This window comes from Streptomyces yatensis, from assembly GCF_018069625.1.
Taxonomy (GTDB): Bacteria; Actinomycetota; Actinomycetes; order Streptomycetales; family Streptomycetaceae; genus Streptomyces; species Streptomyces yatensis.
Genome location: NZ_CP072941.1, coordinates 8,501,998 through 8,516,442, shown reverse-complemented (window position 1 = coordinate 8,516,442; position 14,445 = coordinate 8,501,998). Strand labels below are relative to the sequence as shown.

The 14,445-nt window shown below is 70.9% G+C and carries 12 protein-coding genes; 7 read left to right on the top strand and 5 right to left on the bottom strand.

The window, feature by feature from the left end:
* Positions 1–130: 130 nt before the first annotated feature.
* The gene (locus J8403_RS35620) at positions 131–1,519 is read right to left on the bottom strand and encodes a chitinase (RefSeq protein WP_211126743.1); all 1,389 of its coding nucleotides are present in this window, start codon (positions 1,517–1,519) and stop codon (positions 131–133) included.
* Positions 1,516–2,793: a glycoside hydrolase family 16 protein gene (locus J8403_RS35615; RefSeq protein WP_211126742.1), complete on the bottom strand. Its 1,278-nt coding sequence runs from the start codon at positions 2,791–2,793 to the stop codon at positions 1,516–1,518. Before J8403_RS35615 ends, J8403_RS35620 begins: the two co-directional genes overlap by 4 nt.
* A 313-nt stretch (positions 2,794–3,106) precedes the next feature.
* Between J8403_RS35615 and J8403_RS35610 the strand changes: the two genes are divergently transcribed.
* Positions 3,107–4,315 (top strand): serine hydrolase domain-containing protein, encoded by a 1,209-nt coding sequence (locus tag J8403_RS35610; RefSeq protein ID WP_211126741.1) that lies wholly within the window; start codon positions 3,107–3,109, stop codon positions 4,313–4,315.
* A 134-nt stretch (positions 4,316–4,449) separates the two neighbouring features.
* Positions 4,450–7,200 (top strand): FHA domain-containing protein, encoded by a 2,751-nt coding sequence (locus J8403_RS35605; RefSeq protein WP_211126740.1) that lies wholly within the window; start codon positions 4,450–4,452, stop codon positions 7,198–7,200.
* Positions 7,201–7,229: 29 nt separating this feature from the next.
* Here the strand turns inward: J8403_RS35605 and J8403_RS35600 are convergent, their stop codons facing one another.
* Positions 7,230–8,093 (bottom strand): SCO6745 family protein, encoded by an 864-nt coding sequence (locus J8403_RS35600; protein WP_425519914.1) that lies wholly within the window; start codon positions 8,091–8,093, stop codon positions 7,230–7,232.
* Positions 8,094–8,107: 14 nt separating this feature from the next.
* Positions 8,108–8,812, bottom strand: coding sequence for a GntR family transcriptional regulator (locus J8403_RS35595; RefSeq protein WP_211126738.1), 705 nt, complete (start codon positions 8,810–8,812; stop codon positions 8,108–8,110).
* Between the two features lie 163 nt (positions 8,813–8,975).
* Between J8403_RS35595 and J8403_RS35590 the strand changes: the two genes are divergently transcribed.
* From J8403_RS35590 to J8403_RS35570, 5 genes are all read left to right on the top strand, one after another.
* A complete protein-coding gene (locus tag J8403_RS35590; protein ID WP_211126737.1) occupies positions 8,976–9,515 on the top strand; it encodes a YbhB/YbcL family Raf kinase inhibitor-like protein in 540 nt (179 codons plus the stop codon).
* Between the two features lie 140 nt (positions 9,516–9,655).
* Positions 9,656–10,825: an aminotransferase gene (locus J8403_RS35585; protein WP_211126736.1), complete on the top strand. Its 1,170-nt coding sequence runs from the start codon at positions 9,656–9,658 to the stop codon at positions 10,823–10,825.
* 111 nt (positions 10,826–10,936) lie between these two features.
* Entirely contained in the window at positions 10,937–11,590 is a 654-nt protein-coding gene (locus tag J8403_RS35580; RefSeq protein ID WP_246586146.1) for a class I SAM-dependent methyltransferase, read from the top strand.
* Positions 11,591–11,785: 195 nt separating this feature from the next.
* The gene (locus J8403_RS35575) at positions 11,786–12,373 is read left to right on the top strand and encodes a response regulator (RefSeq protein WP_211128596.1); all 588 of its coding nucleotides are present in this window, start codon (positions 11,786–11,788) and stop codon (positions 12,371–12,373) included.
* 134 nt (positions 12,374–12,507) lie between these two features.
* Positions 12,508–13,362, top strand: coding sequence for an alpha/beta fold hydrolase (locus tag J8403_RS35570; RefSeq protein ID WP_211126735.1), 855 nt, complete (start codon positions 12,508–12,510; stop codon positions 13,360–13,362).
* 16 nt (positions 13,363–13,378) lie between these two features.
* Here J8403_RS35570 and J8403_RS35565 read toward each other — a convergent pair whose 3' ends face one another.
* Positions 13,379–14,005, bottom strand: coding sequence for an NADPH-dependent F420 reductase (locus J8403_RS35565; protein ID WP_211126734.1), 627 nt, complete (start codon positions 14,003–14,005; stop codon positions 13,379–13,381).
* Between the last annotated feature and the right edge of the window lie 440 nt (positions 14,006–14,445).

Genomic DNA, 14,445 nt, shown 5'->3' with positions numbered 1-14,445 from the left:
TGCCGCGATGGTGTGCCAGCCGGGCCGCCCCGTCAAGACCTCGGACAAACACGAGATCCGGCACCCCTGTGGATCGGGTGCCGGATCTCGTCGCGCAGATTCCTATAGGAAACGCGTGTCCTGAATGGGATCAGCCCGCGTACTGGGCGAAGACACGGGTGAAGTCCCACGGCTGCTGGGAGACGCCCGAGCAGGTGTCCGCCCCGCCACCGGTACAGGGCCGGTCACGGTTGACCGACCAGAAGGTCAGCCGCGCGAGGTGCCGCTGCTGGGCGTAGCCCAGGATGGTGCGGAAGTCGTTCACGGTCACGGTCTCACCGTTGTCGGTGATGCCGTTCATCGAGGAGATGCCGGTGTGCCGGTACGCCTGGTCGTCCGTGTACCCGTAGGCGCTCTTGACCGTGTTCTTGAGCCCCTCGGCGGCGCGGAGGGTGAGCTGGCCCATGTTCTGCCCGGCGCCCCCGAAGTTGAACGGCATGATGGTCCAGCTGTCCACGGTCAGACCGGAGGCGGCGGCCTTGCTGATCAGGCTGTTGTCCGGGCCGTTCTGGCCGGTGCCGAAGGTGACGTACACCTTGATGCCGGGGTTGTTGGCCTTGACGGTCTTCAGCGCGTCGACCGTGCGCTGCTGGACGGTCGGGCTGTCGTACGCGGCGGCCTCGATGTCGATGTCGATCGCCTTGAGACCGTAGGCGTTGATGACCTTCTGGTAGGCGGCGGCCAGCTCGCCCGCGCTGCCGCAGGAGCTCTCCAGCTTGTTGCCGCTCCAGCCGCCGAAGGACGGGATGACATCGCCACCGGCGGACCGCACGGTGTTGATGGTCTGCTGGTCGACGCCTCCGGTGAGCGGACGGCCACCGTCCCACTGCGGGTTGCAGTAGCCGTTGCTGAGGACGAAGGCGAGCGTGAACCACTTGACGCCGGTCGCGTTCATCACGGTGGTGGGGCTCGGCGGGCTGCCCCAGCCGTTGTAGAGGTACGGGGCCACGGCCATGGCTCCCGGCCCGGTCGGCGGGGTGCTGCCACCGTCCGGCGCCGTCCACTTCTGGTTGGCGGCACCGGTGCAGGTCCATATCTGCAGCCGGGTGCCGTTGGCCGAACTGCCACCGGTGGCATCCAGGCACTTGTTGGCCTGCGGATTGACGATGTCACGCGCCGCCGGGAGGGACCACTGCTGGGCCCCGCTGCCGTTGCAGTCGTAGAGCTGGACCAGGCTGCCGTCGGCCGTGCCACCCGAGGCCACGTCCAGACACTTCCCCAGCGCACGGATCGTGCCATCGCCACCAACGGTCCACTGCTGCGCGGCGGAACCGTTGCAGTCGTAGAGCTGGATCGGCGTACCGTTCGCGCTGTTGGCACCCGCCACGTCCACACACTTGCCGCCGACACCGGTGATCTGTCCGGTGGCCGCCGCGGCACCACTCGCGGGGACGCTGGTCAGGCCGGTGAGGAGGGCGGCGGCGGCCGCCACGCCCAGAATGCCGCGCACCACGGGTCTGTGCAGGAGTCTCATCTTCATCTGGTCACCGTCCACTTCTGGTTGGCGGCGCCGGTGCAGGTCCATATCTGCAGCCGGGTGCCGTTGGCCGAGCTGCCACCGGCGGCATCCAGGCACTTGTTGGCCTGCGGATTGACGATGTCGCGGGCCGCGGGAACGGCCCATTGCTGCGCCGCGCTGCCGTTGCAGTCATAGAGCTGGACCAGACTGCCGTCGGCCGTGCCACCCGACGCCACGTCCAGACACTTCCCCAGCGCACGGATCGTGCCATCGCCACCAACGGTCCACTGCTGCGCGGCGGAACCGTTGCAGTCGTAGAGCTGGATCGGCGTACCGTTCGCGCTGTTGGCACCCGCCACGTCCACACACTTGCCGCCGACACCGGTGATGGCACCGCCGCCCGGCTGTCCGCCGTCGGTGCTGACCCGGACGTAGTCGACGAGGAGTTGCTGGGGGAAGGCCGTGCTGCCGTTGGGGTCTCCGGGCCAGTAGCCACCGACCGCCAGGTTGAGGATCACGAAGAAGGGCTTGTTGAACACCCACTGCCGGCCACCGAGGTCGGCGGGGGTGCGCCGCTGGTAGACGGTGCCGTCCACGGACCAGGTGATCGCGTTGGGGCTCCAGTCGACGGCGAAGGTGTGGAAGGCGTCGGCGAACGCCTGGCCACCGGGCAGGGAGTACCCGGCGCCGATACCGCCGGACCCCGAGTATCCGGGGCCGTGGAGGGTGCCGTGGACCGTGGACGGCTCGAAGCCCACGTTCTCCATGATGTCGATCTCACCCGAGTTGGGCCAGCCGACCTGTCCGATGTCATTGCCCAGCATCCAGAACGCCGGCCACATGCCCTGCCCGCGCGGAATCTTCATCCGGGCTTCGACCCGGCCGTAGGTGGTGGTGAACTTGCCGGAGGTGTTCAGCCGGGCGGAGGTGTACTCACATCTTCCGTACCAGCACTGGTAGTTGCTCGGGTTCTCACGGCGGGCGGTGATGGCCAGATGGCCCTGCCCGTCGAGGGCGGCGTTGCGGTTGCCCGCCGTGTAGTACTGCCGCTCATGGTTGTTGACGTTGTCGCCCGTCTCGATCTGCCACTTGCCACCGTCGACGGCGGAGCCCGCGGGCCCGTCGAACTCGTCGGAGAAGGTGACGGCGGCGGCCTTGGCGGCCGCGGCCGGTGGCGCGGCGGACCGCGCCGCGGAGGCGGGCGCGCCCTGTGCCAGTCCGGTGGACATGGAGGCGAGGGCGAGGAACGAGACGACGGAGAGCAGCAGTCGCCGGGGTAAGCGCGGGGAGTCCATGACTCTCCCTTCCAGAAGCATGTGCATGACAGGTGCGGAGAGACATGAGGCGCATGTGAAACCAACAGGTGGAACCAAGTGGTTACGGCGCCGACCGGGGTGCGATGAGCGATCCGAGAGATACTTAGTTCACTACGTGATTTAAGAAGTGAAGGAAAATCCTGTCAAGGGTTTGGTATGGACCATATGTAGGGACAGAAACCGCCGGGGAGGACGGCCGCACGACGGGTGAGGGCCCGCGGGGGATATCCCCCATGTCGATCCTGGGGTGCGCCGGATCGCGCCCCGTTGGGGGCGAATCTAGCGTTCAGCCATGTCTCCCACTCCGCGCAAGCACCTCGCCCTGGCACTCGGTGTCGCTACGCTGCTCGCCACCGAGGTGGCCACCGCCGTCGCCCGGCCCGCCGGCCCCTCCCCCGTGGAGCGGCTGCGCCAGGACACCGAGGCGATCCACGCCCTCGGCGTCAGCGGTGTGCAGGCCCGCGTGGTCGCGCCGGACGGTCGGCACTCGGTCGCCACCAGCGGCACCGGCGACCTGAACACCGGCCGTCCGGTCTCTTCCGACGGCTCCTTCCGCATGGCCAGCACATCCAAGACACTGGTCGCCACCGTGGTCCTCCAACTGGAGGCCGAGGGCACACTCTCCCTGGACGACACGGTCGACCACTGGCTGCCGGGAGTGGTGCGGGGCAACGGCAACGACGGCCGCCGGATCACCCTCCGCCAACTGCTCCAGCACACCGGCGGCATCCACGACGACCTGCCCGGATACACCACGCCGGAGGAGTACTACCAGCAGCGCCACGACGTCTACGAGCCCGAGTGGCTGGTGGCCCGCGCCATGGCCCACGCACCGGACTTCCCGCCCGGCGAGGGCTGGGCGTACTCCAACACCGGCTACATCCTTCTCGACATGGTCGTCAAGAAGGCCACCGGCCGCCCCGCCCACCAGGAGATCGAGGACCGCGTCCTGCGCCCGCTCGGCCTCGACCGGACCCGGTGGCTGGGCACCTCGCCCACCCTCCCCCGGCCGCACGCCAGGGCCTACCAGCTCTTCGGCCCCGGGTCCCGGGTGGACGTCACCGACCAGAGCCCGGTGGACCACGAGAACCTTTCGTGGGTCACGACCACACGGGACGAGAACGACTTCTTCCGCGCACTGCTCTCGGGCCGGCTGCTGCCGCCGCGGCAACTGGCCGAGATGAAGCGGACCGTGCCGGTGAGCGAGGAGGTCCAGCAGCTGTGGCCCGGCGGCCGCTACGGGCTCGGCCTGGTCGAACGCCCGCTGAGCTGCGGAGGAACGTACTGGAGCCACGAGGGCGGGGACGGCGGCTACATCACCCTCAACGGGGTGACCGAGGACGGCAGGCGCAGCGCCGCGGTCTCCATGTCGGAGGCACGCGGTGACACCCCGGAGCACATCCTGGACCAGGAGAACACGGCCAGCGCCCTCATCGACCACGCACTGTGCGCCGGGGGCGAACGCGGGGACGGAGGCGAACCACCGCTGCCGGGGAGGTAAGTTGGGACCCCGCGCCATCACACGCAACCTCCGTACGCCCCGTGCCCTCTTCCAAGTCGGCTACGGCCGTACGCATCGGCGTGCCCGGCCCGGGCCGCACGCCGACTGACCGACCCCATGAGGACACACCGCCCGTGCCGGAACTTGTACTGCATGCCAATGGACGCACCTGGACCCTGGACGCGTCCCGGAGCTACACCGTGGGGCGCGATCAGCAGGCCGACATCCCGACCATCGACCGCCGGGTCTCCCGGCGGCACATCACGATCCGCTGCGTCGGCGGGACGTGGGTCATCGAGGACCTCGGCAGCGCGAACGGCACGTTCGCGGACGGGCGCCGTGTCCAGCGGATCGAGATCGGCCACGGTTCGATCGTCCGGCTGGGGAACTTCTCCAGCGGCATGCGGCTGGACTTCACGGAGGCCGCGCCGACGCCTTCGCCAGCGCCGGCGCCGTCGCCGGTGAGTGGCGACCAGGCGCCCGCCGCCGCGCAGGGCCGCGCGGCGGCACATCAGGGCGATGCCCGTCCTGAGCCTCGTCCCGAGGCCCGCCCCGAACCCCGTCCTCAGGCTCATCCCGAACCCCGCCCCGAGGCCCATCCCCAGCCCCCTCGCGGACCGCGAGGTGATACGGGTTGGGGCACGGTGGCAGCCGCCGGTTCACCCCCGGTGGCGCCCCGTCCCGGGACGGCGGAGGGCCCGGGAGCCCCGGCCGGGGCGGCGGCCTCAGCGGGGCAGGCGGCGGCCCCGGCCGGGACGGCGGCCCCCGCCCGTACGGCAGGCCCGGACGTCACCCGGGACCCGCACCGGCCCGCCGCCGGAGAGCCGGACGAGCCCCATGGAGCCGCCGCGACCCACTTCATCGACCGGAGCCCGTCGGGTGTCCACCGGCTCGTCCAGGGGCGGCCGATGCGCATCGGCCGGGCGCAGGACAACGAACTCGTGGTGGAGGGCCCGCACGTCTCCCGCCACCACGCGGAGTTCCGGCCGCTGCCCGGTGGCCGCTTCGAGATCGTCGACCTCGGCAGCCACAACGGCACCTTTGTCAACGGGCAGCCCGTGGACCGCCGCCAGCTCATCGGCCCCCATGACATCGTCGGTGTCGGCCACTCCACCTTCCGCCTCGCCGGGGACCGGCTGGAGGAGTTCGCCGACACCGGTGAGGTCTTCTTCGCCGCCCGGAACCTGACGGTGACCGTCGGACGCGGCAAGACCATCCTGGACGACGTCTCCTTCGGCGTCCCGGAGAAGTCGCTGGTGGCGGTGGTCGGGCCGTCGGGCTCCGGGAAGTCCACCCTGCTGCGCGCGCTGACCGGCTACCGGCCCGCCGACCAGGGGCATGTCCTCTACGACCACCGCGATCTGTACACCCAGTTCGCCGAGTTGCGCCACCGGATCGGCCTCGTTCCGCAGGACGACATCCTGCACAAGGAGCTGACCGTCGACACCGCGCTGAAGTACGCCGCCAGGCTGCGCTTCCCCGGCGACACCAAGGCCGCCGAGCGCAAGGCCCGTATCGACGAGGTGCTCCGGGAGCTGAAGCTCGACGTCCACCGGGACAAGAAGGTCGCCTCGCTCTCCGGCGGTCAGCGCAAGCGGGTGTCCGTCGCCCTGGAGCTGCTGACCAAGCCATCCCTGCTCTTCCTGGACGAGCCCACCTCCGGGCTGGACCCGGGCCTGGACCGCGATGTCATGAAGTTGCTGCGGGGGCTCGCCGACGACGGCCGTACCGTCCTGGTGGTGACCCACTCGGTCGCCGAACTGTCCCTGTGCGACCGGGTGTTGGTGATGGCGCCGGGCGGCTCCGTGGCCTACTTCGGCGCCCCGGACGAGGCCCTGGAGTTCTTCGGCCACGAGAGCTGGGCCGATGTCTTCTCCGCCTTCGAGAACCATCGCGACCACGACTGGGGCGGACGCTGGCGGACTTCCCCGCAGTACGCCCGGCGGGTCGCGGAGGTCGGCTCTGCCGTACCGCCGCAGCAGCCGGGCGCCCTTCCGGCGCAGCCGCCCGCGCGAGCGCTGCAGCCCAAACGGCGGCACTGGGTCGCCCAGTTGTGGACCCTGATCCGCCGCTATCTGTCGGTCATCGCCTCCGACAAGGGCTTCATGGCGCTGATGCTGCTCCTCCCGGCCGTGCTGGGCGGGGTGAGCTGTCTGGTTCCGGCGAAGTACGGACTCGTCCCGCCACCGCCCGACAGCGGTTTCCGCTACAACCAGGAGTCCGGAACCATTCTGCTGGTGCTCGTCATCGGCATGAGTTTCTCCGGCGCGGCCAACTCCGTACGCGAATTGATCAAGGAACGGGTGATCTACGAACGGGAGAGGGCCACGGGTCTGTCCCGGTCCGCGTATCTGATGTCGAAGGTGATCGTCCTCGGTCTGATCACCGCGATGCAGGGTGCCGTCCTGTGCGCGATCGGCTTCTCGGTCCGCCAACTGCCCGCCCAGGGGCTGCTCATGCCCACGGCCGTCGAGGTCTGTGTGGTGATCAGTGCGCTGGGCTTCACCTCCATGATGTTCGGCCTGGTCATCTCCGCGCTGGTGAGGACGGCCGAGAAGACCATGCCGCTGCTGGTGATGTTCGCCATCGTGCAGGTGGTCTTCACCGGCGTCCTCTTCAAGCTGTTCAGCTCTCCGGGCATCGAACAGGTCGGCTGGCTGATGCCCGCCCGCTGGGCGGTCGCGGGCGCCGGGACCACACTCGACCTCGCGCACACCATGCCGCCGTGGAATCTCGACAAGCCGAACGAAGTCGACCCGCTGTGGGCGCACACCGTCTCCCAGTGGGGCATCGATCTCGGTGTGCTGGTGGCGATCGGGCTGGTCTGCGGCTTCGTCGTGGCCCGGCTGCTGCGCCGGCACGAGCCCGACGTCATGCGCGACTAGGGGGCGACCAGGCGGCGGCTCGGTGGCGGTCAGCCCTTGCCGAAGTGGACCGCCGGGAAGGCGCCCGCGGCCCGGAGGGTTTCGGTGAAGCCACCGGCCAGCTCGGTGAGGCGGGCGGTGGCGGCCGGGCCGAGGTGGTCGTACGGGGCGGCGTCGAGGCGGTCGGTGAGCGCCTCCACCTCACCGCGCAGGGCCACGCCCGACTCCGTGAGGTCCCCCGCCTCGTCCAGCAGTCCGCGCTCGCGCAACCGGTCCCGCGCGGCGGCCCACTGCCCGGCGGACCATCCTCGGGTCCGCATGAACGTCGCCGACGTCACCGTGGTGCCGGTGGCGTTGTGCAGGACCAGCGCCTCGATCCCGGACAGGCCGGCGACCGCCAGGGCGAAGAGGTGGCCGTCGCCCCGGTGCTCGCGCAGCAGCGTCGCGGCGTGCCACAGGGCCAGATGCGGTTCCTCGGGCACCGGGAGGCCCGCGTTCGCGGCGTACAGCGGCCGCGCCTCCCGGTGGCACGCCTCGGTGGCGCGCAGCGCCAGCCCGGCCGTCTCGGCCATCTCCTCCGACGCCAGGGCCGCCTCCCCGAGCAGCCGCCGCAGCACCTTGTCCGCGCCGCGCAGCCGCGCCGCGAGCACCGCCTCCGGTGTGGCGATGGCCCACGCGGCGGGGATGAACCGCTCCACATGCGCGTGGTTGAAGTTGTAGAAGGTGGCGGAGACGGTGCCCGCGCCGACCGGCCCGAGCGGGGCCGCGCGGTCCGCGAAGTAGGCCATGGCCCCGCGCTCCAGCCCGAGCGCCGCGAGCTCGTCCTGCCGCTCGGGCGCGAAGTACACGCAGGAGTGCAGGGGATTGACGACGCCGTGGCAGCGGCGGCCCGCACTCGGTTCGGATGTGGTCAGGTCGGCGAGGCGCATCAGGCTTCCTTCGCGGGGTCGTCGTGGGTGCGGCCGGTCAGTACGGCCGCGGTCTGGGTGAGGTGCTGGACCAGGACCTCGGCCGCGGTGTCGGCGTCGCGGGCCAGCGCCGCCTCCTCCAGCCGGCGGTGTTCGCGGACGCCGTCCCGGCCCGGGTTGCGCTGTGCCGACCAGCGGCGTGCCAGCTCGCTCGCGGTCCACATCCGGTCGAAGGTGTCGAGCAGGACGGGGTTGCCGCAGCCCTCCAGCAGGGCGCGGTGGAAGACCCGGTGGGCCTCGGCCCATGCGGCGCTGTAGTGCTCGCCCTTCCCCGGCACGTACGCCTGGGTCCGGGTCAGCCGGTGGTGGGCGGCGCGTACGCGGGACTCCCAGTCGACGTCGCCGCGCTCGATGGACATGCGCAGCACGACCGGTTCGATGGTCCGGCGGGCCTCCGCGATCTCCTGCCAGCGGCGGTCGGAGTAGGCGGGGACGGCGAAGCCGCGGTTGTGCAGCCGGTCCGCCAGGCCCTCGCCGACCAGCCGTACGAGCGCCTCGCGGACAACGGCCAGGCTCACGCCCTGTTCCTTGGCGAGGTCCTGCGGTTTGAGGGCGTCCCCGGGGGCGTGGTCCCCGCGCATGATCGCGTCCCGCAGATGTGCGTAGACCTGCTCGGAGAGCATCCGCTTCCCCGAGGAGGCCGACGTGTGGGTCGTCTGAGTCATGCGGGCCATCATAGATGATCCAGAAGATAATCGATTATTACTGCTATGATCGATCGAGCGGTCCGACGGTGAGAGCCGTCGGCGGTGCCCTGCGCGGCGCCGCGGCCCCCCTCGGCCGCACCATCACCGCCACTTCACAGCACGGCCCGAAAGGAACGACGCGATGAGCGCCAACGACCCCTTCGCCCGCCTCCCCGAGGCGGCCTCCTTCACCGTCACCAGCACCACCGTCACCGACGGCGCCGCCTGGTCGATCGAGCAGTTCTCCGGCATCTCCGGCGTCCCCGGCGGGAAGGACGTCTCCCCGCAGCTGACCTGGAGCGGCGCCCCCGAAGGCACCAAGAGCTACGCCGTCACCGTCTACGACCCCGACGCCCCCACCGGGTCCGGGTTCTGGCACTGGGCGGTCGCCGACATCCCCGCCACCGTCACCGAGCTGCCCGAGGGCGCCGGCGACGACACCGGCTCGGGACTGCCCGAGGGTGCCTTCCAACTGCCGGGCGACGCCCGCGCCGCCCGCTTCATCGGCGCCGCCCCGCCGGCCGGACACGGCACCCACCGCTACTTCGTCGTGGTGCACGCCCTCGACGTCGAGTCCATCGGCGTCCCGGCCGACGCCACCCCGGCCGTGCTCGGCTTCACCATGGCCGGACACATCCTCGGCCGCGCGGTCCTGATCGCCACCGCCGAAACCCCCGCCTGACGCACAGCGACTACGGCGGCCGGTCCGGCTCCGACTCCCTCGCGCGCGTCCCCGCTGCCATGGCCCGGCCGGCGCGCGGGGGAGGTCGGTAGCATCGCGGTGAACCGACAGCGGCCCGCCACCCGTGAAGGAGCGCCGACGTGCGACTCAGCCCGCGCACCGTGCAGGAGATCGATTCGCCGATGGGCGCGACGTATGCCCTGCTGGCGGGCCGCAGCGGCGAGCGGGCACTGCTCGATCTGGCCCAGGCCGCGCCGAGCTACCCGCCCGCGCCCGAGATGGTCGAACACGTCACCAAGATCGCGCACGAGCCGAACGGCGCCGCCTATGTGCCGAGCCCCGGACTGCCCCGGCTGCGGGACGCCTTCGCCGCCGACCTCAGCCGCGCCTACCAGAGCCCGGTGGGAGCCGACCAGATGGTCGTCACCGCGGGGTGCAACCAGGCGTTCTGTCTGGTGGCGCAGGCGCTCACCGAGCCGGGCGACGAGGTCATCGAAGTCCTGCCGTACTACTTCAACTACGACATGTGGCTGCGCATGAATGGCGTCGTGCCGCGCTACCTGGAGCCCGGGCCCGATCTGGTGCCCGACCCGGAAGCGGCCGAAGCGCTCATCACCCCGCGCACCAGGGCGATCGTGCTGGTCACCCCGGGCAACCCGAGCGGCGTCACCCTTCCGCCGGATGTGCTCGCGGACTTCTACGCACTGGCGAAGCGGCACGACATCGCGCTGATCGTGGACGAGACCTACCGCTCCTTCCGCGACACCGTGCGACCGGCACACGACCTGTTCGCCGAACCGGACTGGGCGCGGACCCTGGTGAGCCTGCACAGCTTCTCCAAGGACCTCGCGATTCCCGGCTACCGGGTGGGCGCGGTCGTCGGCTCGCCCGAGCTGAACCGCGAGGTGATGAAGTTGCTCGACTGCGTGGCGATCTGCCCTCCGCGCGTCGGGCAGGAGGCCGCCTGGGCGGGGCTGACCTCGGCCCAGGAGTGGCGGCGTGCGCGTGCCGACGAGGCCACCGAGAAGCGGCGCTGGCTGGAGACCGTGCTGGCCGAGCGGCCGGGCGGTTTCGAGCTGCTGAGCTGCGGAGGGTTCTTCGGCTGGGTCCGCCACCCCTTCGCCGGCCGTGGCACCGACGACGTCGTGCGCGACCTCATCACCCGCTACGACACGCTCGTCATTCCGGGCACCGCCTTCCTGCCCGACGACCGCCAGGTCTTCCGGGTCAGCTTCGGCAACGTGGACCGGGCCGGGCTCACCGAATTCGCCGGGCGGCTCGAGCTGATGGCCAAGGATCTCCATGGCTGACCCGGCGGGCCGCGGCCGACCTGACGCTTGACCTTGCCCGAAGGTCAAGGACGAGGGTGCCGGTGGGACCGAGCAGGGTGCTCGGCTTGGCCGAACCGGGAGGAACCCGCAGTGGATGACGACGCTCTGCTGACCGAGCAGATGGCCTACTACAGGGCGGGCGCGGCGGAATACGACCGGCCCTATGCGCAGCGCGAGGACCTGCGGGAGTTGTTGGCTGCCGTCGATGACCTCCCGATTGCCGGAGATGTTCTGGAGCTGGCGTGCGGGACGGGGCAGTGGACCTCGTCGCTCGCCGCGCGGGGGCGTTCGGTGACGGCCGTCGACGCGGCGGCTGAGGTACTGGCCCTCGCTCGTGCGCGTACCGCGTCCGCCACCGTCCGGTTCGTCGAGGCCGACCTGTTCACGTGGCGGCCGTCGCGCCGCTACGACACGGTGTTCTTCGCCTTCTGGCTCTCCCACGTCCCACCGGCGCGGTTGCCCGGCTTCTGGAACACCGTCGCCTCCGCACTCGCACCGGGTGGCCGAGCGGTCTTCATCGACGACGGTCCCGCCGCGGCCGCCGAAGAGGAGGTCCTCTCCGGCGGGCCGACTCCGGAGGCCGTGCGCCGGCTCGATGACGGCAGCCGGTACCGCATCGTGAAGGTGTTCCACGACCCCTCCTCGCTCACCGCCGACCTCGCGGCGCTGGGCTGGTCCGCCCACATCCGGCTGGTGGCCGGGAACTTCATCGGCGTCGCGGAACCGCCGGCCACCGCTGCCTGAGGCCCGGCCCGGGTCCGGCGAGGATCAGATGAGTGTGGCCACCTTCTCGGCGGGCCTGTTGCGCCGCCAGCCGACGGCGAGGTAGGCGAGCATCCCGACGGGCGGGATGGCGCAGACGGTCCAGCTGATGGCCAGGGGCGGGCCGGGCCGGTCGAGCAGGCCGACGTTCCGCAGGGTGCCGCGGCCGTGGCCGCCATGTTCCGCTCGGGGCTGAAGGCGGTCCTGGGCACCCAGGACGATCTGTGCTGTGCCGCCGAAGTGGCCGACGGTCAGGCGGCCGTCGACGAGACCGGCAGGCCGGCACCCGACGTCGCCGTCCTGGACGTCCGCATGCCGCGCCTGGATGGACTCGGAGCCGCGGAGCGCATCCTCGGCAGGCCGGGCAACACCACGAAAATCATCGTGCTCACCACCTACGACGACGACAGCTACGTCTACCGCGCCCTCCACATGGGAGCCGGCGGATTCCGCCTGAAGAGCGCCCCTCCCGAGGAGACGATCGCGGCCATCCGCATCGCCGCCCGAGGTGACGCCCTCATCGATCCCTCGGTCACCCGCCGTCTCATCTCGCGTTTCGCCGGCAGCATCGCCCCGCCCGCGTCCTCCACCGCGCTCGAGCGGCTGACGGCCCGCGAGCACGAGGTGCTGATGCTGGTGGCCCAGGCGCACAGCAACACGGAGATCGCGCAGCGGCTGGGCATCGGCGACGAGACGGTCAAGACGCATGTCTCCCGGATCCTGGCCAAGCTGGGCCTGCGCGACCGCACCCAGGCCGTCATGTAGCGCGGCATCCCATCGGCTCGTGGCACCGCTTCCCCCTCCACCAGCCGGTACGGAGCGCTTGGGGCGGCGCGGGGGAAGGGGCGGTCGCTAACATTGACACCACACAGATGCCCCGAGCGACAAGCGAGGGAGCCGTGGGTGTCAGGACACATGACGCCATCGTGACCGGCGACGGAGTCGCTATCCATTACGTGGCGGCCGGAGCGGGGGAGACCCTTGTTCTCCTGCCGGGATTCTCCCAGTCCGCTGCCCAGTTCACCAAGCAGATCGACGGGCTGAGCACCTCTTATCGCGTACTGGCGGTGGACCACCGCGGCCATGGCGAGTCCGGAAAGCCGGACCACGGCTACCGCGTCTCCCGGCTCGCCGCGGACCTACGGGAACTCCTGCTCGCGCTCGACCTCAGGGACGTCACGCTGCTGGGCCATTCACTCGGCTGTCCGGTGATCTGGAGCTACTGGGACCTGTACGGCGGCGACCGGATCGCACGCCTGATCCTGGTCGACCAGGGCCCGATCGGCCTCAAGGAGCTGGCACCGGACGCGCCCACGGAGCGACGGGGGGCGATCTTCACCTTCGAGGAGGCGCTGCATATCGCGGCCGGTCTCAGGAGTGACCGGGCGCTGACGGCTTCGCGCGCCGTGGTCGACATGCTGCACACCCCGGAAGTGAGCGCCGAGGACGCGGAATGGATCCTGGGGCAGAATCTGCTGCTGCCGCGCGAGCACGCCGCCACGCTGCATCTCGACTACTGCGGCAACGACTGGCGGGACGTACTGCCCCGGATCACCGTGCCCACACTGGTCATCGGCGGGGCGGTCAGCTTGATCCCCGCCGATGTCGCGGAAGACGTCGCCGAGCGCATTCCGGGATCCGCGGTCCGCATTTTCTCGGCGGCCGAGAAAGGCAGCCACCTGATGTTCTGGGAGAATCCCGAGCTGTTCAACGCGGTGGTATCCGATTTCATCGACACCGGCACCGTCAAATGAACGAGCGGCCCCGGTCTCAGGCCACGTGCAGCAGGGCGCTGGTCTCGGCGGACGACATCTCGGTGGCGTAGACGCGGCTGCCCGGCTGGTGCTTGCGGCCGCCCTCGCCCAGGTGTCCGGCGTCCACCGCGTCGAAGCCGATGTCGCGGATCAGCCCGGCCACCACGGCCCTGGCCTCCTCGTCGTTGCCGGACAGCGGGATGGCCACCCGGTCGGTGGCACCCTGGGGACGGGCGTGGTCGCGCAGGTTCTCCCAGTAGATCGCGTTGAACGCCTTGACCAGGTTGGCGCCGGTGTGGGCCTGGATCTTCTCGCTGGAGGTGGTGGCGTCGCCGTCGAGCTCCGGGTCGTGTCCGTCCCGCTCGGGGTAGTAGTTGCAGGTGTCGATCACGACCTTGCCGCGCAGCGGCTCGGTCGGCAACTCCTGGTAGCGGCCGTAGGGGATGGACACGACCACCGCCTCGCCGAATCGCGCCGCCTCCTCGGCGGTCACCGCGCGGATCGGGCCGCCGATGTCGGCCACCACGTCGGCCAGGGTGTCCGGACCGCGGGAGTTGGCGATCGCCACGTCGTAGCCGATCGCCGCGAAGTGGCGGGCCAGCGTCGAACCGATGCGGCCCGCTCCGATGATTCCGATGCGCACGGCGTGCTCCCCTTCCTCGTCCACGGGTGGGCCATCAACCGGGTAACCCCCGCCCCGCGGGTCATGCATCCACTTCCCCGCGGATACCACGGACTGGAGCGGGAGCGAGAGCGAGAGCGCGGGCCCGGCGCACGTCGAGTCCCGCTGGGAGGGCGGGCCGCGAGCCCGCGCTACGCCTTGTGCGTGACGCACACCGGGGCGGCCGCGTCGGAGCGGTTCCGTCCGGCGGCGGGCCTTTCGCGGCCGGCGGCAGTCGGTCGGTGCCGTGACCAGGATCGAACCCGCCGCGGACGTGATCCGTGAACTCACCGCCGGCGCGGTGGCACGCCTGCGCGGAGCGCTCGCCGTCCAGGGTCCCGACTGACGAGACGGGCCTAGGTCTCCGGACCCGTTTCCACGGCCACCAAGGTCATCCGGAGGCCCGATGCGGCCCTCTCGGG

Coding starts and splice junctions, on each gene's coding strand:
- J8403_RS35620 (WP_211126743.1), bottom strand. CDS start 1,519: ATGAAGATGAGACTCCTGCACAGACCCGTGGTGCGCGGCATTCTGGGC.
- J8403_RS35615 (WP_211126742.1), bottom strand. CDS start 2,793: ATGGACTCCCCGCGCTTACCCCGGCGACTGCTGCTCTCCGTCGTCTCG.
- J8403_RS35610 (WP_211126741.1), top strand. CDS start 3,107: ATGTCTCCCACTCCGCGCAAGCACCTCGCCCTGGCACTCGGTGTCGCT.
- J8403_RS35595 (WP_211126738.1), bottom strand. CDS start 8,812: ATGACTCAGACGACCCACACGTCGGCCTCCTCGGGGAAGCGGATGCTC.
- J8403_RS35590 (WP_211126737.1), top strand. CDS start 8,976: ATGAGCGCCAACGACCCCTTCGCCCGCCTCCCCGAGGCGGCCTCCTTC.
- J8403_RS35575 (WP_211128596.1), top strand. CDS start 11,786: ATGTTCCGCTCGGGGCTGAAGGCGGTCCTGGGCACCCAGGACGATCTG.